The organism is Halomonas sp. AOP25-F1-15 (genome assembly GCF_052378675.1).
Lineage (GTDB): Bacteria > Pseudomonadota > Gammaproteobacteria > Pseudomonadales > Halomonadaceae > Vreelandella > Vreelandella casei.
This window is the reverse complement of sequence record NZ_JBQSXV010000002.1, coordinates 496,040-513,103: the sequence shown is the minus strand read 5'-3', so window position 1 is coordinate 513,103 and position 17,064 is coordinate 496,040. Positions and strand designations below refer to the sequence as shown.

At 53.4% G+C, this 17,064-nt stretch carries 20 protein-coding genes; 6 read left to right on the top strand and 14 right to left on the bottom strand.

All coding sequences use genetic code 11. The features are described 5' to 3' along the window. Nucleotides 1-12: 12 nt before the first annotated feature. Nucleotides 13-870, bottom strand: a complete 858-nt coding sequence (gene rsmI / locus ACT3TF_RS05695; protein WP_192535903.1) for a 16S rRNA (cytidine(1402)-2'-O)-methyltransferase — start codon at nucleotides 868-870, stop codon at nucleotides 13-15. 115 nt (nucleotides 871-985) lie between these two features. On the opposite strand from rsmI, the gene ACT3TF_RS05690 reads away from it, so the two are divergent. The 4 genes from ACT3TF_RS05690 to ACT3TF_RS05675 all read left to right on the top strand — a co-directional run bounded on the left by ACT3TF_RS05690 (nucleotide 986) and on the right by ACT3TF_RS05675 (nucleotide 4,134). Next, on the top strand, nucleotides 986-2,491 hold the full coding sequence (locus ACT3TF_RS05690; RefSeq protein WP_441684070.1) for a penicillin-binding protein activator: 1,506 nt from the start codon (nucleotides 986-988) through the stop codon (nucleotides 2,489-2,491). Then, complete coding sequence (locus ACT3TF_RS05685; RefSeq protein WP_441684068.1) at nucleotides 2,481-2,852, top strand: YraN family protein; 372 nt, start codon at nucleotides 2,481-2,483, stop codon at nucleotides 2,850-2,852. Before ACT3TF_RS05690 ends, ACT3TF_RS05685 begins: the two co-directional genes overlap by 11 nt. Nucleotides 2,853-2,875: 23 nt before the next feature. Next, nucleotides 2,876-3,466, top strand: coding sequence for a phosphoheptose isomerase (locus tag ACT3TF_RS05680; protein WP_096280705.1), 591 nt, complete (start codon nucleotides 2,876-2,878; stop codon nucleotides 3,464-3,466). Nucleotides 3,467-3,561: 95 nt separating this feature from the next. Further along, nucleotides 3,562-4,134 (top strand): BON domain-containing protein, encoded by a 573-nt coding sequence (locus tag ACT3TF_RS05675; RefSeq protein WP_444625851.1) that lies wholly within the window; start codon nucleotides 3,562-3,564, stop codon nucleotides 4,132-4,134. A 70-nt stretch (nucleotides 4,135-4,204) separates the two neighbouring features. Here the strand turns inward: ACT3TF_RS05675 and ACT3TF_RS05670 are convergent, their stop codons facing one another. From ACT3TF_RS05670 to zapE, 8 genes are all read right to left on the bottom strand, one after another. After that, complete coding sequence (locus ACT3TF_RS05670; protein WP_441684064.1) at nucleotides 4,205-4,732, bottom strand: ClpXP protease specificity-enhancing factor; 528 nt, start codon at nucleotides 4,730-4,732, stop codon at nucleotides 4,205-4,207. A 64-nt stretch (nucleotides 4,733-4,796) separates the two neighbouring features. After that, nucleotides 4,797-5,423 carry a stringent starvation protein SspA gene (gene sspA / locus ACT3TF_RS05665; RefSeq protein WP_441684062.1) on the bottom strand — a complete coding sequence of 209 codons (627 nt, stop codon included), beginning with the start codon at nucleotides 5,421-5,423 and terminating at the stop codon, nucleotides 4,797-4,799. Nucleotides 5,424-5,574: 151 nt separating this feature from the next. Continuing rightward, on the bottom strand, nucleotides 5,575-6,330 hold the full coding sequence (locus ACT3TF_RS05660) for a cytochrome c1 (protein WP_444671753.1): 756 nt from the start codon (nucleotides 6,328-6,330) through the stop codon (nucleotides 5,575-5,577). Beyond that, nucleotides 6,330-7,589 (bottom strand): cytochrome b, encoded by a 1,260-nt coding sequence (locus ACT3TF_RS05655; RefSeq protein WP_444671752.1) that lies wholly within the window; start codon nucleotides 7,587-7,589, stop codon nucleotides 6,330-6,332. Before ACT3TF_RS05655 ends, ACT3TF_RS05660 begins: the two co-directional genes overlap by 1 nt. Beyond that, nucleotides 7,589-8,185, bottom strand: coding sequence for a ubiquinol-cytochrome c reductase iron-sulfur subunit (petA, locus tag ACT3TF_RS05650; RefSeq protein WP_441684056.1), 597 nt, complete (start codon nucleotides 8,183-8,185; stop codon nucleotides 7,589-7,591). The genes ACT3TF_RS05655 and petA overlap by 1 nt, the downstream gene beginning before the upstream one ends. Nucleotides 8,186-8,349: 164 nt before the next feature. Then, nucleotides 8,350-8,739 (bottom strand): 30S ribosomal protein S9, encoded by a 390-nt coding sequence (gene rpsI / locus ACT3TF_RS05645; RefSeq protein WP_096280725.1) that lies wholly within the window; start codon nucleotides 8,737-8,739, stop codon nucleotides 8,350-8,352. Between the two features lie 13 nt (nucleotides 8,740-8,752). Continuing rightward, nucleotides 8,753-9,181, bottom strand: a complete 429-nt coding sequence (rplM, locus tag ACT3TF_RS05640) for a 50S ribosomal protein L13 (RefSeq protein ID WP_096280728.1) — start codon at nucleotides 9,179-9,181, stop codon at nucleotides 8,753-8,755. Between the two features lie 183 nt (nucleotides 9,182-9,364). Continuing rightward, nucleotides 9,365-10,552: a cell division protein ZapE gene (gene zapE, locus ACT3TF_RS05635; RefSeq protein WP_444671751.1), complete on the bottom strand. Its 1,188-nt coding sequence runs from the start codon at nucleotides 10,550-10,552 to the stop codon at nucleotides 9,365-9,367. A 204-nt stretch (nucleotides 10,553-10,756) separates the two neighbouring features. On the opposite strand from zapE, the gene ACT3TF_RS05630 reads away from it, so the two are divergent. Beyond that, nucleotides 10,757-11,209, top strand: coding sequence for a YhcB family protein (locus ACT3TF_RS05630; protein WP_444671750.1), 453 nt, complete (start codon nucleotides 10,757-10,759; stop codon nucleotides 11,207-11,209). An 89-nt stretch (nucleotides 11,210-11,298) separates the two neighbouring features. Here ACT3TF_RS05630 and ACT3TF_RS05625 read toward each other — a convergent pair whose 3' ends face one another. Continuing rightward, a complete protein-coding gene (locus ACT3TF_RS05625; RefSeq protein WP_441684052.1) occupies nucleotides 11,299-12,060 on the bottom strand; it encodes a Nif3-like dinuclear metal center hexameric protein in 762 nt (253 codons plus the stop codon). 131 nt (nucleotides 12,061-12,191) lie between these two features. On the opposite strand from ACT3TF_RS05625, the gene ACT3TF_RS05620 reads away from it, so the two are divergent. Beyond that, the gene (locus tag ACT3TF_RS05620) at nucleotides 12,192-13,448 is read left to right on the top strand and encodes a Do family serine endopeptidase (protein WP_444671749.1); all 1,257 of its coding nucleotides are present in this window, start codon (nucleotides 12,192-12,194) and stop codon (nucleotides 13,446-13,448) included. Between the two features lie 63 nt (nucleotides 13,449-13,511). Here the strand turns inward: ACT3TF_RS05620 and hisD are convergent, their stop codons facing one another. From hisD to ACT3TF_RS05600, 4 genes are read right to left on the bottom strand one after another with little or no spacing between them, the layout of a single operon-like run. Further along, nucleotides 13,512-14,840: a histidinol dehydrogenase gene (gene hisD, locus ACT3TF_RS05615; RefSeq protein WP_444671748.1), complete on the bottom strand. Its 1,329-nt coding sequence runs from the start codon at nucleotides 14,838-14,840 to the stop codon at nucleotides 13,512-13,514. A 13-nt stretch (nucleotides 14,841-14,853) separates the two neighbouring features. Next, nucleotides 14,854-15,507: an ATP phosphoribosyltransferase gene (gene hisG / locus ACT3TF_RS05610; RefSeq protein WP_444671747.1), complete on the bottom strand. Its 654-nt coding sequence runs from the start codon at nucleotides 15,505-15,507 to the stop codon at nucleotides 14,854-14,856. An 18-nt stretch (nucleotides 15,508-15,525) separates the two neighbouring features. Continuing rightward, nucleotides 15,526-16,788, bottom strand: coding sequence for a UDP-N-acetylglucosamine 1-carboxyvinyltransferase (gene murA, locus ACT3TF_RS05605; protein WP_444671746.1), 1,263 nt, complete (start codon nucleotides 16,786-16,788; stop codon nucleotides 15,526-15,528). 10 nt (nucleotides 16,789-16,798) lie between these two features. Next, the gene (locus tag ACT3TF_RS05600) at nucleotides 16,799-17,050 is read right to left on the bottom strand and encodes a BolA family protein (protein ID WP_096280750.1); all 252 of its coding nucleotides are present in this window, start codon (nucleotides 17,048-17,050) and stop codon (nucleotides 16,799-16,801) included. Nucleotides 17,051-17,064 lie beyond the last annotated feature (14 nt).

Below are 17,064 nucleotides of genomic sequence, written 5' to 3'. Positions count from 1 at the left end.
CCTCGCCTAGCCTCAATGCTCACCTTTGATTGCTTGCAAACGAGCGTACCAAGCTTGCTTGCGTCCACCAAGCATTCGCGCGGCAATTGCGGCTCCCTGCTTCACTCCAACACCCTCCGCCAATAGCGCTTCTAATAGCGCATCCGCTGAAATATCTTGGCGTTCACTTTGCACAACGGGCGGCGCACCGGCCACGATCACCACAAATTCGCCACGCGCTTGATTCGGATCTTCCGCCAGCTGTGCCAATAACAGCTCGGGAGTGCCATGAAGAAACGTCTCAAAGGTTTTCGTCAATTCACGTGCCAACACTACGTCCCGCTCAGCCATCTGTTCTTGTAAGGCCTCCAGGGTATGCACGATGCGATGAGGAGACTCATAAAACACCAGCGTCTCTTCGCGGGTTTTCCAAGACTCTAACGCCTGACGGCGAGCGCCTGGTTTAGCAGGCAAAAAACCGCCAAATACAAAACGGTCTGTTGGCAAGCCTGCCCCAGACAGCGCGGTAATTAATGCACAAGGGCCCGGGATCGGCACAATATGACGATTACGAGCGCGCAGCTCACGCACCAGTACAAAACCTGGGTCGCTAATCAGCGGCGTACCTGCATCACTGATCAGCGCAATGTCTTCGCCCGCAGCAAGATAGCTGTCTAACGTATCTACCCGGCGCGCCTCATTATGCTCATGCAATGAGAGCATCGGCTTATTCAGCCCTAAATGTGCCAAAAGACGGGCACTATGACGAGTATCTTCCGCGGCAATGCGCGATACTTGCCCTAATACTCGGGCGGCACGTGAGGTTAAGTCTTCTAAGTTCCCAATTGGCGTAGCAACCACGTACAATGTGCCCGGATTATGATCTGTCATTGATGACTCTCGATTCGTTGATGGCTTGCTCTGCCGGTGCGCTATGCTTGTGCAGTGGCCTCGTCAATCGCAGGCAAGCTGCGACAGCGCAAATGGACATTTTAAGGAAGGATACATGAAACAGTCATTACGTGGCTTACTCGCCGCTGCCCTCATGGCACTTCTGGTTGCTGGCTGTGCTATGCAGCCGCCCAGCGTGGTTGACCGCGCGTCCGGCGAGGACGCCGGCCAATTACTCAGCCAGGCAGAACAACAAGCACCGGAGCAAGCCGCCAAAACCCGCCTCGAAGCAGCCAGCATTTTGGCCGGTCAAGGCGAGCGTGATAAGGCGTTTGAAACCGCCGATGCCATTGATGAAAGCCTTTTATCGGAAGGCGATCGCGTGCGCTGGGCGCTGCTTTTCTCTGAACTGGCACGGGCGCTAGATGACCCACGTGCTGTGCTACGCGCCACTCAGGTACTCAACGACGAACTGCCGATGCAGGCTAATCAACAGGAAACCCTGGAGGAACGCCAGCGCTGGGCACGAGAAGCGTTAGACCAGCAGGGCATGGCCAATGTTGCGCTACCCGAGCTTGAAGGCCAAGAAATACGCCGCATTGTGGTTGCCCTACCCGAATCGGGCCCGCTTAGCAGCGTTGCCAACACCATCGCGACCGCCATGCGCAAGCACCATGACACTAAAGGTGATAACACAGAGCTCAGCTTTCTAGATGCCTCACGCTATTCACTGGATGAGCTGTACCAGCAGGCTCAGCAAATGAATGCCCAGCTAATGATTGGCCCGCTTGATAAAGACCAGGTCACTCAGCTAGAACAGCGCGACAGCGTACCCCTGCCGACACTGGCGCTCAATTACGGCAGCGGTGACCACAACCAGGCACAACGCCTGTTCCAGTATGGTCTTTCCGCTGAAGATGAAGCTCGCCAAGCCGCTCGCCGCGCTTGGCAAGATGGTCACCGTCAAATGTCAATGATGGTGCCCGATAATGGCTGGGGGCGCCGCGTAGGCGAAGCCTTCTGGAACGAGTGGAAAAGCCAGGGTGGCGAAATTACCAATGCCGTTCGCTACAATCCTGAAAGCTCTGTTTCTACCGCCGTCCAAAGCGCACTCAACGTTAGCGGTGAACGTGCGCGCTTAGGCAACATTGATGCCCTCTTTCTGCTTGCCTTGCCAGAATATGCTCGCCAAGTACCACCTACGATGGATTACTACTACGCCCCTGACCTACCCATCTATGCCACCTCACATCTACACGAAGGGCGCCTACAGACTCGCCTGGATCAAGACCTTAACGACGTGATGTTCATGGATATCCCGTGGCAAATTCCGGACGCGGCCGTCGGTGGCGAAGAAGCACTGCCCTTCTCAGCCTCTTACCGCAGCTTTCGCGATGAGTCCGATGCCTCGATGTTCCGCCTAATGGCGATGGGCGTTGATGCTTACGAGCTGGCTATTCGCTTTTCTAACCTAGCGGAGTTAGAAGGTTTAAGTGGCAGCACCGGTACGCTGTCCTTGAGAAGCGACGGACGCATTTACCGCGAACTGCCGTGGGCGAAATTTCAAAACGGCGCTCCCGCACCTATTTTAATTCCTAACCTGGATAACAGTGGCGAATAATGCCCAAACCGCTCGGGCGCGCGGCGCGGCCATAGAGCAAATAGCTGCTCAATGGCTGTGCCAGCAAGGCCTCACCCTCGTTACGCAAAATCATTACGTGAAAGGGGGTGAACTTGACTTGGTGATGCGGGATGGCGATATTCTTGTGTTTGTCGAAGTCAAACATCGCACCACCACGCGCTACGGGCACCCGCTGGAAACCGTCACGCATCAAAAGCAGCAGCGCCTAATACGCGCTGCAAGGCTATATCTCGCTCGCGGCGGGCTTTCATCGCCCTGCCGGTTTGATATCCTGGCAATTATTGGCAAGCCGCCCAACCTAGAGTTTCACTGGGCGAAAGCTGCTTTTGATGCCTTTTGACTCTATCTAACCAGGAAGCCCTGATGGACTTTCAGACTCGTATACTTGGCCATTTTAACGACAGCATTGACACCAAAACCTACGCCAGCGAAGTACTTCCACCGTTTATTGAAGTGGCGAGCCAAATGATGGTGCAGTGTCTGGTCAGCGAAGGAAAAATTCTTTCTTGCGGCAATGGCGGTAGCGCAGGAGACAGCCAGCACTTCTCATCTGAGCTACTCAATCGCTTCGAGCGAGAGCGCCCTAGCCTGCCTGCATTGGCGCTCACCACCGACACATCTACGCTTACGTCGATTGCGAATGACTACAGCTATAACGAAGTCTTTTCCAAGCAGATCCGCGCGCTCGGACAGCCTGGCGATGTACTATTGGCCATTTCCACCAGCGGCAATTCCGGCAACATTGTACAAGCCATCCAAGCCGCCCATGACCGCGATATGACCGTGGTTGCGCTAACCGGGCGTGACGGTGGCGACATGGCTTCACTGCTAGGGCAAGATGACTGCGAGATTCGCGTACCCGCCACCTCTACGGCTCGCATTCAGGAAGTTCATCTACTGGTTATTCACTGCCTATGCGACCTCATTGATGAACAGCTGTTTGGCAGCGCCTAAACGCCTATTGGCTTCGAATTTTTTATCCGTATTTTTCTTACCAACATGTTTCATATATAACTATGCGTAAACCACTTGCCTCATGGAGCTATACGATGACCCAGCGCCTCTCTCCCCGCAGCTTAATGGCGGCCACCCTTTGCGCAGTATTGCTGCTCAGCGGCTGCGCCAATAACTCCGCGTCCAATCAATCTAACTACTCCCAGCGTAGTAACGATGTTGAAGCCGTTGATGCCACAATCGAGCGCGAAATTCAGCGCGCGCTAGAACGAGCCGATGCGCGCCTGGGCGATGCGCGTATACGGGCTAATAGCTTTAATGGCGCTGTCTTACTGGTTGGTCAAGTACCAAGCGAAGAGCTTCGCGACATGGCCGGCGAAGTGACCGGCAATTTGCGAGGCGTTGATGAAGTACATAACGAGCTGACCGTTGCGGCACGCCTTCCCGCCAGCCAACGGCTGACCGATACGTGGCTTACCACTAATGTCGTCAGCCATTTAGCGACCAATGATCATATCGATTCTGGAAAAATAAAAGTGACCACCGAAAACGCTAGCGTCTACCTGATGGGGATTGTTACGCGTGAAGAGTCAGACCGTATCGTCAACGCCGCTTCCGCCGTGGGCGGCGTGCAGCGCATTGTTAAGGTGTTTGAATACATCGATTAACTGCGCCGCCATTAAAAAGCCTCGCTCTTATCTAAGAGCGAGGCTTTTTTATTGCGCAATGCAGGGCTGATTACTTAACGACCCTTAGCGTTGGCTTTTTCTTCGGCTTAGCATCGTCACCCGATGCTTTTGAAGAAGCCTTGGAATTACCGCCTCCCTCAGAAACCGGTGCGGTTATCGAAAGTTCTGGCTTGACTGAAGGCTCACGCTTAACTGAGGGCTCTGGCGAATCAGAAGCGCTGGCGTCATCCTCAATATCACCAAAGGACTCGGCCCCATCTTCAAGTTCGGGCTCATGACCAAACACCATCCCCGCGCCGTTCTCACGGGCGTAAATGGCAATTAATGCCGGCGTAGGAATCATCACCTGCATCGGCTGGCCACCAAAGCGAGCATTAAAACTGATCGCTTCGTTTTCCATGAAAAAATCACGCACCGCCGTCGGCGCCGCGTTTAATACAATCTGGCCATTTTGCACTAGCTGGCGAGGCACCTCGACACCTGGTTGAGTAGCATCCACCACCAAGTAAGGAGTTAACTCATTATCTAACAACCACTCATAAAGCGCTCGGGCGAGATAGGGGCGACTCGACTTCATCTAGACTCCCTCCTCCAACAGTAAGGCTCCCCGCCTTTACTCAAAACAAGGGAGCCGAATGAATTCAAGCGCGCATCTCTTTTTCACGCTCACTTAAAGATGCCTTAAACGCTTCACGCTCAAATACTCGCGACATATACCCCAACAGCGGCTTAACCTGCTTTTCGGGCAGGTCAATATTGAGATCAGGCAAACGCCATAGAACCGGTGCTAAACAGCAATCCACCAGCGTAAACTCTTCACTCATGAAGTAAGGCATGTCTTCAAAGATCGGCGAGATACCAATAAGGCTCTCGCGTAGTTCTTTACGTGCCTTATCCGCTTCTTTTTTTCCACCGCTGCGAATTTGGTCGACCATTGGGCACCACTCGCGCTCAATGCGGTGCATCCATAGGCGGCTTTGTGCACGCGCCACAGGATAAACAGGCAATAGCGGAGGATGTGGGAAACGCTCATCCAAGTACTCCATCATGACTTTGGATTCATAAAGCACCAGGTCACGATCCAATAGCGTCGGTACGCTATTGTACGGATTGAGGTCTGCCAGCTCTTCCGGTGGTTTTTCGTCGAGTACATCGACGATATCAACGGCAACCCCCTTCTCGGCCAACACAATGCGCACACGATGACTGAAATGATCATCACTACCCGAGTAAAAGATCATCGACGACCGCTTGGCCACAACACCCATGAAAGCATCCTCGCATCAAAACAATCTTGGATAATAACACGCCAGCACTCCCTTAGGGGAAGCTAGCTTGCTTTGCTTTTGTTGCCATGCTGACAGTCAAAAAGGCGCGCGACCTTTGTCGCGCATCCCATTGCCCGCCAGAACCGGCGAATTAGTGAATGTCTCGCCAATACTCGCGCTTGAGCAGGTAAGCCATCACCCCAAAAATGAAAATAAAGATCAGCACTTTAGGCGCCAATGCCTGAGCCTTAAGCCTGGAAGGCTCACCAACATAAGCGAGAAAATTAGTTAAATCATAAACCGCCTTCTGAAACTCAGCGGGCGCCAGCTCACCTGGCTCCGTTACTTTCAGCCCCTCGCAGGGTTGGCTTTGAGCCGACAACGCATTCGCGTCTCGGCCATCTTCTTCAGCGCAGACCAGCGTCTGCACACCTTGCAAAGGCTCCAGCACATTAGGCATGGCCACTAAATCGGATAGCGTATTGTTAACACCCGTCGGTCGACTAGAGTCTTGATAGAAACCAAGTAAAAAAGCGTAAATCCAATCAGGACTGCGTAGGCGCGCCTGCAGGGTCAAGTCTGGCGGCACAGCACCAAACCACCCCTTGGCATCGTCACTTTCAAGCGCTATAAGCATTTGATCGTTATAGGCTAATTCAGACGAAAAAATTAGATTTGCCTCGACCAAGTCCTGCGGGATCCCTAAATCATCAGCCGCACGAGAAAAACGCTGATATTCTAGCGAATGACAGCCCATGCAATAGTTCACATAGAGCTTCATGCCATTTTGCAGCGACGCTTGATCCTGAAGATCCGGCTCCATCGAATGGGCCGCGCCAGCACTAGCTGCTGCCAGCATGGCGGTACAACACCCAACGACTAACACTCTCAATCGACGCTTTCTCATTAGCCGCTCACCCTGTCAGGAAGCGGCTTTGTCTTCTCAAACTTGGTATAAATCGGCATGAACAGGAAGAAAGCAAAATAAACAAAGGTACACACCTGCGCCAACATGGTTCGTCCCGCGGTTGGCGGCAGAACACCTAAAACCCCTAAGAGCACAAAACTAACAACGAACAAAAGCAGCATCGCTTTGGACATCCATCCCTTATAGCGCATAGACCGCACCGGGCTGCGATCAAGCCAAGGCAAAACGAAAAGCACCGCAATGGCCCCTCCCATAAACACAATGCCCAAGAACTTAGCCTCTAAGCCAAACACTGAGAAGGTGATCGCACGCAGAATGGCGTAAAAGGGCGTGAAGTACCAAACGGGCGCAATATGATCAGGCGTTTGCAGAGGATTGGCGGGCTCAAAGTTGGAATTTTCAATAAAATATCCGCCGCCTTCCGGAAAATAAAACACTACCACGCAAAAAACGAACAAGAATATAGCTACGCCAACAAGGTCTTTGACCGTGTAGTAAGGATGAAAAGGTATTCCATCTAACGGCACACCTGCTCCATCTTTGCGCTGCTGGATATCAATACCGTCAGGGTTATTGGAACCCACCTCATGCAGCGCAATAATATGCAGCACTACCAGCGCCAGAATAACGAGGGGCAAAGCAATAACATGTAGCGCAAAAAAACGGTTAAGGGTAATACCTGAAATAAGATAGTCACCGCGTATCCACTGAGCTAGATCAGCACCCAACCCCGGAATAGCCGAGAATAGCGAGGTAATGACCTGCGCACCCCAATAAGACATTTGGCCCCATGGCAGCAGATAACCCATAAAGGCCTCGGCCATTAATACGAGATAGATGCTCATGCCAAATATCCACACTAGCTCGCGCGGTGCCTTATAAGAGCCATATAAAAGCCCCCGAAACATATGCAGATAAACAACGATAAAGAAGGCAGAAGCGCCCGTGGTGTGCATATGGCGGATCAACCACCCCCACTCTACGTCGCGCATAATGTATTCGATAGATGCAAAAGCCCCCTCAGCAGAGGGATTAAAACTCATCGCCAGCCAAATGCCTGTCAGGATTTGGTTAACCAAAACCAGCAGTGCCAATGAACCAAAACAGTACCAAAAGTTAAAATTCTTCGGTGCGTAGTAGCGGGAAAGGTGCTTTTGCCACATTTGTGTGGCAGGGAAGCGGTCATCTATCCAGCGCATGGCCCCTTTTTCAGCCTTAGCCTTATTGGGTTTTTCCATCAGGCCTCCTCATCTTCGCCAATGACAATAATGTCATTGCTTGCAAAGCGATAAGGCGGCACCTCAAGATTGGTTGGCGCAGGAACGTTACTGAACACGCGGCCCGCCAAATCAAAGCGCGAGGCGTGGCAAGGACAAAAGAAGCCGCCCGGCCAGTTATCAACACCCACACCGGCGGCATCTGGCTCTGGCCGGAAAAGCGGTGAACACCCCAAGTGAGTACAAATACCCACAAGCACGCCAATTTCTGGCTTGATAGAACGCAAACCACCGGCAATATAGGCTGGCTGCTGCGGGACATTGGAATCTGGGTCTGCCAAGCTCGCCACATCTATTGCCTGCGTTCGCGCAATCATTTCGGGCGTGCGGTTAATAATCCACACAGGACGGCCGCGCCACTCAACGGTCACTCTCTGCCCTGGCTCAAGACGCGAGATATCTGCCCGAACGGGAGCACCGGCCGCCTTGGCTCGGGCACTAGGCTGCCAAGAAGCCACAAAGGGAACCGCCACCCCGACAGCCCCCACCGCCCCGACAACGGAGGTGGCCACCACGAGGAAACGGCGCCGGCTTTTGTTAATGCCGCTATCTGCCATTTCAGATCCCTCCCCCTAGCCTACCCGCTATGCTGAAAAGCCTTGCAGTGAATAATAATGACCGACCGTACACCACGATGACAATGCGGACAGCCTATCTTTTTGAGATTCCAATAAAAAACGCCCAGGTCGATGACCTGGGCGTTTTGCAGCGCTGGTTAAAATTAGCGCTTGGAGAACTGCGGACGACGACGTGCTTTGCGTAGACCAACTTTCTTACGCTCAACTTGACGTGCGTCACGCGTTACGTAGCCAGCGGCACGTAGCGAAGGACGAAGGTCTTCGTTGTAGTTCATCAGGGCGCGAGTAATGCCGTGACGAATGGCGCCAGCTTGAGAAGAGCCACCGCCACCAGCGACAGTCACAAAGATGTCAAACTGGCTTACCGTTTCAGTCAACTCAAGCGGCTGACGAACAACCATACGACCCGTTACACGACCAAAATAAAGGTCAAGGTCTTGATTGTTGACGGTAATTTTACCAGAGCCCGGCTTCATAAACACGCGAGCGGTGGAAGTCTTGCGGCGCCCGGTACCGTAATACTGCTGTGTCATGGCGAAGATTTCCTCAGATGTTCAGTTCAAGCGGCTGTTGGGCAGCATGCGGATGCTCAGCACCGGCGTACACTTTCAATTTGGTGTACATGGCGCGGCCCAAAGGACCTTTCGGCAACATGCCTTTAACGGCAGACTCGATGATGCGCTCAGGGGCATGATCAAGCATTTTGTCGAATGTCATAGAGCGCAGACCGCCCGGGTAACCAGTGTGGCGATAGTAGGTTTTAGCCTTCGCCTTGTTACCGGTCACGTGGACTTTCTCTGCGTTGATCACGACAATGTAGTCGCCAGTATCAACGTGAGGGGTAAATTCGGGCTTATGCTTGCCACGTAAGCGGCGAGCAATCTCGGTTGCCAGACGACCGAGCGTTTTGTCCTTAGCGTCGACAACATACCAGTCGCGCTGGACGGACTCAGGCTTAGCACTGAACGTCTTCATGGATGAAATCACCAGATTAAATGTATTGGGCGACTCACACCGCTTACACGGCGAAGCACCATCCCTATTTTTCTTGGTTGCTTGCATTGCAAATTGCAAGCAACGTGTAGCGAGGCGGCATTCTACAGCAAGGACCGAGACAAGTTAAGCCGCATCACCACTTTTTTACACTATCGGCAATGGCTAGGGTTTATGTGCTAACGCCAGATACTCCTGCGACTGCATTTCTTGTAGGCGTGAGAGAGTACGCTGGAACTCAAATGTCAGCTTTCCACCGCTATACAGCTGCTCGACGGACACCTCTGCCGACATCAGTAGCTTGACGCCGCGATCATAAAACTCATCGACCATATTGACAAAACGGCGCGCCTGATCATCCGTTTTGGCATCCATACGCACAACGTTAGACACCAGTACGGTATGAAACTCTCGCGCCAGCTCAATGTAGTCATTCTGGCTGCGCGGGCCATCACATAGCTCTAAAAACTCAAACCAAGCAATATCTTCATGCAGTCGGCGCGCTTTTAGCACGCGACCATTTATCTCTAACGAGGCGTCTGACTCGCCCTCATGCCCTGCTATCTCTCTGAAGCTTCGCGACAGCTCACGCTCAGCCAAATCATCCAGCGGCGAGTAAAAAATGGCGGCACGCTCTAGCGCTCGCAACCGGTAGTCCACGCCAGAGTCCACATTCACCACGTCACAATGACGATTAATAAGTTCGATAGCCGGTAGAAAACGCGCCCGCTGCAGTCCTTCTTTGTACAAATCGTCAGGCACGATATTAGAGGTCGCGACCAACACCACACCTCGTTCAAAGAGCGCTTCCAGCAGGTTGGAAAGAATCATTGCGTCGGTAATATCTTTGACAAAAAACTCATCAAAGCAGATCACTCGATACTCGGTCGCAAACTTTCCAGCAATCAGTGTTAAGGGGTTTTTTTCGCCTTTATAGTGCGTCAGCTCATTGTGAACGCGCTGCATAAAGCGATGAAAGTGAGTGCGCATTTTGTCGGAAAAAGGCAGCGCCTCATAAAATGTATCGACTAAGTAGGTCTTTCCACGCCCTACACCGCCCCAAAAGTAGAGCCCTTTCACCTGAGGCAACATGGGCTCACGCGAAGAAGAAGACTTCTTTCCCATCAGCCCCGCCATTTTGGCTTTAAGCCCCTTGTGGGCAACCAACGCCTTGGGCATGGTTGTTGGCGCCGCGACAAGCTCATCGTAAAGTCGCTGCAAGTGCTTTACCGCTAACTCTTGCGCTGCATCATATTGAAAATCATCGCGTTCTAAGTCCGCGCGATAGCGCTCTATAGGCGTCGCAGGACGCGCTTTTGGCACAGACCTACCCGCAGCAGATGTTGATGACATGCAATCGCCTCCTACAGCGTGCAAAGCGGTAGCCACAATCGTTACTACCCGCCTTAAAAGGCTGCGATTATACCCACTGAGGCACCATAACGCATGAGCGGATTGACCCGACTAGCGGACTGACGCCTATAATGGCAGTCTGTTAGTTCACAACAGCTGGCTAATAACGTCGGCTGTTATATACAAGGCGCCAGGGAGAACACTGTGGACGCAAGCTCACCATTAATCTTTGCTGTTATCGGTCTTATCGTCGGTTTTATTATCGGAATGGGCTGCTATCGCCTATTCAGCAAAAGCCAGCGCGAGACGGCCTCCATGCGCCAGCAGCTACTTGAACGCGAACATCAAATCGCCGAAATGAAGACCAGCGTAGGCAGCCATTTAACCGGCATCTATGAACGTCTCAGCAATATTCGTGATGAAGCTAACCAGCTGGAGCTTCAGCTCAAAGAGGATGCCGAGGAATGGAACATTCGGGATGCCACCATTCAGCACAGCCTTGATCTTTCCGGCATCAATTCAAAGCAGCAACCGTCAGCAGATAACACCACGCCCGCGATGCCGCGTGATTACGCTGACGGCAAAGGTGGCACGCTATCCGAAAATTTCGGCTTAAAAAGCCATGAGGTAGCCACTCCCCAGCCACCACGCTATTAATCGATATAGCAGGCCCCGACAGCCGTCAAAAGCCGTTATTCGCGACTGATGGCTAAAAACGCGCCGGGGCCCATTGATTAGGAAGGCCTCTAGGCAGGATTATCAATATCCACAAACCGGTGTTCGATCGCATACTCATCGGCCAGCCACTCCCCCAGCGCCTGAATACCGTAACGCTCGGTAGCATGATGGCCCGCGGCGATATAATGAATCCCCATTTCGCGCGCAAGATGCGTGGTTCGCTCAGATATCTCACCCGATACAAACACCTGCGCACCGGCTTCACACGCAGAGGCAATCATGTCTTGAGCCCCGCCTGTGCACCAAGCAATACGCTCAATTTCGCCCACTTGCGGCGCTTCAACCACCAGCGGCTCACGCTGCAACGACTGCGTGATTTGTGCAGCTAACGCGTGTATCGAGCTCGGCTGAGTTAAACGCCCAGACCATAAGAGCCCTTCCCCCAGCTCACCATCAATGCACCCCTCAACTTTCCAACCCAGACGCCTAGCCAGCTCGGCGTTATTACCTAACTCTGCATGCGCATCAAGGGGCAAGTGATAAGCGAGTAAATTAATCCCATGATCGAGCAGCGTTTTGATGCGTTTCTGCTTCATACCGGTAATCGCAACAGGCTCGTTTTTCCAAAAGTAGCCGTGATGCACCAGCACCATGTCTGCCTTCCAAGCGACCGCTTCGTCCAGCAGCGCTTGGCAGGCCGTCACGCCCGTCATCACACGCTTAACACAGTCAGTGCCTGCGACCTGCAGCCCATTAATCGTAAAGTCTTTGAATTGGGCCGCGCGCAGCTGATGATCACAGGCTGCCACTAGTTGGTCGCGATATATCATGCTGACTCCTTTCGTTAATGGTTGAATTGCACCCGTGAGGAACTCGCTAAGAAAGTGTTACCATACGGCCATTGTTAAACTCGCTTCTTTTGTCACGATTGGCAAGACTGACTCGTTAAGGAATTTTTTGCATGAGACGCTATGTGCTGCCTTATTTATGGCCAGTCATCACTGGCGTATTGATCGCTTTGCTGATCTTACCGGGGCTCCCAGATCTATTATCGAACCCGTTTCAAAGCCCAACGCCGCAAGCACCTGCCCCAGCAGTGGTCACGGTACCGGCCGTTGTCGAACCAAGCCCCAATCGCCCCGCTCCCGAGATACACCAAGCAGAACCGATGGCGCGTAACCAAGGACCTTCTAGCTACTCATATGCGGTGGATCAAGCTGCCCCTGCCGTCGTCAACATTTACTCTTCGCGCATTGTAGAGCGCGACCAGCATCCGCTGATGTCTGATCCTTTTTTCCAGCAGTTCTTTGATGACCAGGGCGATGATACGACCACCCATCAGCGCATGCTTTCGAGCCTGGGCTCTGGCGTTATCGTGAGTGACGATGGCTATGTGCTCACTAATCACCATGTCATCAACGGAGCTGATGAGATACAAGTGGCCTTACGCGATGGACGTGAGACGCTAGCTGAAGTGATAGGGACTGATCCTGAAAGCGACCTGGCAGTACTGCGTATTGAGCTAGACGATTTGCCGGTGATTGAGCTGACCGACTCAGCAGACGTGGCGGTTGGTGACGTAGCGCTGGCCATCGGCAACCCGTTCGGTGTGGGCCAAACGGTGACCATGGGCATTATCAGCGCCACTGGGCGTAATCATTTAGGGCTCAATGCCTACGAAGATTTCATACAAACCGATGCCGCCATCAACCCAGGCAACTCGGGGGGTGCTTTAGTCAATCCTGACGGCGCGCTAGTTGGCATCAATACGGCTATTTTCTCGCGATCAGGCGGCTCACAGGGTATTGGCTTTGCAATCCCTGCCAATCTCGCCCACAGCATACTCGATGAGCTTGTCACTCAAGGGCGCGTCATTCGTGGCTGGCTGGGCATCGAGGCACAGGCACTTTCCCGCGAGCTTGCCGCCTCTTTTGGCCTGCAAACACCGCAGGGCGTTATCGTCGCCGGGGTTGTCAGTGATGGCCCAGCCGCCGAAGCAGGGCTGGAGCCTGGCGACGTACTGCTCGCCGTTGATGGGCAGGCTATCTTGGATGCGCGTACCGCGATGAGTGACATCGCCTCTATTCCACCGGGCACTTCGCTGCCGCTGACCATCGTACGTAGCGGCGAGCGTATGGACATGACGCTAGTGGTGGGCGAACGACCGCCGCCGGCTATCCCTATTAACGAAGTCGTGCCGCGCCAACGCGACTCATAATAGTGTCACGTTGGCGTAGCGGATCTGCCCCCAGCACTATTCACAAAGAAAGCTACGAGAAGCTTAATCGCAGATGCGGTATTCAGCGGAGCGTGCGTGAGCCGTTAACGACTCGCCCCTGGCCAATACCGAAGCGATCTTGCCCAGCTCAGATGCTCCAACAGCAGAGCAGTGAATGATGGATGAACGTTTCTGAAAATCATACACGCCTAGTGGAGAAGAGAAACGTGCGGTGCCTGACGTGGGTAGCACGTGATTCGGACCGGCACAGTAATCACCTAAAGCTTCTGCGGTGTAACGCCCCATAAAGATCGCACCGGCGTGACGAATATCGTCTAGCCATGCCTCAGGCGCGGTGACCGATAGCTCTAAATGCTCTGGCGCAACGCGATTGATGATCGTCACGGCCTCTTCGGCATCCTGGCAATGAATGAGGGCACCGCGGTTGCGCAGCGACTCACGCACAATGCCTTCACGCTCTAAACTCGGCAGTAATCGCTCAATTGCAGCCTCGACAGCGTCCAAATGCTCGGCATCCCAACTAATTAATAGCGCCTGAGCATCTTCATCGTGCTCTGCCTGAGAAAACAAATCCATCGCCAGCCAGTCAGGATCAGTTTGCCCATCGGAAACGACCATGATCTCCGATGGACCGGCGATCATATCAATGCCCACCTGACCAAACACCGCACGTTTAGCCGTCGCGACGTAAATATTGCCCGGCCCCACAATCTTGTCGACCCGAGGCACGCTTTCAGTACCATAAGCGAGCGCGGCGATCGCCTGCGCACCGCCGATAGTGAATACATAGTCGACACCGGCCAAATGCGCCGCGGCTAGCACCAGCTGGTTTAAGACGCCATCCGGAGTGGGCACTACCATGACTATTTCACGCACCCCTGCCACATGAGCGGGAATGGCATTCATCAGTACCGACGACGGGTAAGCCGCCTTGCCGCCTGGAACATAAATACCGGCGCGATCAAGCGGCGTCACTTTTTGCCCTAACACCGTGCCATCAGCTTCTTCATACTGCCAAGAATTCGGCTTCTGACGCTCGTGATAGCGCTTAATCCGCTCTGCTGCCTTCGTCAGCGCATCGCGCTGGCTGGCGGGCAAGTGGTCATACGCGTGCTTCAACTGCTCATGCGTTAACCGCAGCTCGTCCATACAAGTAGCGGAAAGGCGATCAAAACGATTAGTGGCATCGATCACGGCAGCGTCGCCATGCTGCTTAACGCTAGCAAGAATTTCATCAACCCGTGCCTGCACCGCTTTATCGGATACGCCCTCCCAGCCCAGCAAAGCATCAAGACGCTGGTGGAAGTCAGCAGCGCTGGTCGACAGGCGTGATACCGTGGCAGCAGTTTGTTCGCTTGTGAGCTCGTTCATGGATTACCTCAGATCAATCGGCAAGTGCTATCTGGCGCTTTTTGACCGCGCTTTCTAAACGCGCCAAGAGCGGCTGAATACGCTCATGCTTCATTGTCATGGCCGCTTTATTAACCACTAATCGCGTACTGATATGGGCAATGAACTCACGCGGCTCCATCCCGTTCGCCCGCAGAGTATTGCCGGTATCGACGATATCGACAATCTCATCGGCTAGGTTCATCAGGGGCGCAAGCTCCATGGCGCCGTAAAGCTTGATCACCTCAGCCTGAATCCCCTGCTCGGCATAGTAACGGCGAGCTATATTGACAAACTTAGTCGCCACACGACGCCGGGCGCGAGCAGGCAACTGGCCCTTAACCCCAGCCGTCATCAATTTGCAGCGAGCAATATCTAGATCTAGCGGCTCATACAGGCCTTCAGCACCATGTTCAAGCAGCACATCTTTACCTGCGATACCCATGTCCGCAGCGCCTAGCTGAACGTAGGTTGGCACGTCGGTCGCCCGCAGAATTACCAGTTTCACATCGGGCAGATTGGTATCAAATAGCAGCTTGCGGCTTTTGCTTAGATCCTCTGCGGGCGTGATACCCGCATCGGCCAATAGTGGCAGCGTTTCTTCAAGAATACGGCCCTTCGAGAGGGCTAAAATCAGTTGCTTACTCATCGTGTCGGCCCGTCGGTTTTAACCTGGAATACGGCGAATACGCGCACCCAGCAGCTGCATTTTCTCTTCGATACATTCGTAGCCACGATCAATGTGGTAGATCCGATCTACCAGCGTTTCGCCCTCGGCCATCATCGCCGCGATGACTAGCGACGCGGAGGCACGCAGATCGGTGGCCATCACTGGCGCGCCGGAAAGCTTTTCAACCCCTTCAATCAAGGCCGTATTACCTTCCAGTACGATCTTAGCGCCCATTCGATTAAGCTCTTGAACGTGCATGAAGCGATTTTCAAAAATGGTCTCAACCACGCGAGAGTTGCCTACGGCCACCGCATTCATAGCCACAAACTGTGCCTGCATGTCGGTAGGGAAAGCAGGATAAGGCGCCGTGCGAATATTAACGGCCTTGGGGCGCTGACCATACATATCCAATGCAATCCAGTCATCGCCACTGGTAACCTCGGCACCGGCTTCTTCTAACTTAGCAATAACGGCGTCAAGAATGTCCGCCCGGGTGCGCTTAACCTTTACCCGCCCACCGGTCATAGCAGCAGCGACCAGGAAAGTACCGGTTTCGATACGATCAGGCATTACATCGTGCTCACAGCCGTGCAGCTTCTCGACACCCTCAATAGTAATGGTATCAGTACCATGGCCGCTGATTTTAGCGCCCATTTTGATCAAGCACTGCGCCAAATCAACAATTTCAGGCTCGCGGGCAGCGTTTTCGAGAATCGTTTTGCCTTCGGCCAACGTGGCAGCCATCAGCAGGTTTTCGGTGCCGGTTACCGTTACCGTATCGAAATATATAGTGGCGCCCTTCAGGCGGCCATCGACACGCGCACGGATATAGCCTGCTTCAACGCGTATCTCCGCCCCCATGGCTTCTAAGCCACGAATGTGCAAATCCACCGGACGCGAACCAATCGCACAGCCGCCGGGTAGCGATACATCGGCCTTGCCAAAGTGAGCCAGTAAGGGGCCTAAAACGAGGATGGAGGCACGCATCTTTTTAACAAGTTCATAAGGCGCGTGGCAGTGAGTAACCTGCGAACCATCCAGCTGTATGCTCAGCTTTTCGCCCATCACCGGCTCAACGCCCATACGGCCTAGCAGCTCTAGCGTGGTGGTAATATCTTGAAGATGCGGAAGATTACCAATAATCACGGGGCCATCGGCCAACAGGCTGGCACACAGAATAGGCAGCGCTGCATTTTTAGCGCCGCTTGCCCACACTTCACCGTCTACCGACCCGTTGCCGGTAATGAGTAATTTATCCATAGGAATGCCGTTATTGAACGTTCTCCGACGCAGTTTGCCACTGCGTCGGAGTAAACGTTTTGATGCTAATAGCGTGGAGAGCACCCGAAGCGATTTCGTCGCTGAGCGCAGAGTAAACTAACTGCTGACGTTTGACCGGAGAAAGGCCGTCAAAGGCTTCGCCAACCGCAATCACCTGAAAATTACAGCCTTCACCCTGGATGTGAAACTGGCATCCGTCGATACGGGACTCAAGCAGTGCTTTTACCTCGTTGGGTTGCATGGGGCAGAAAACTC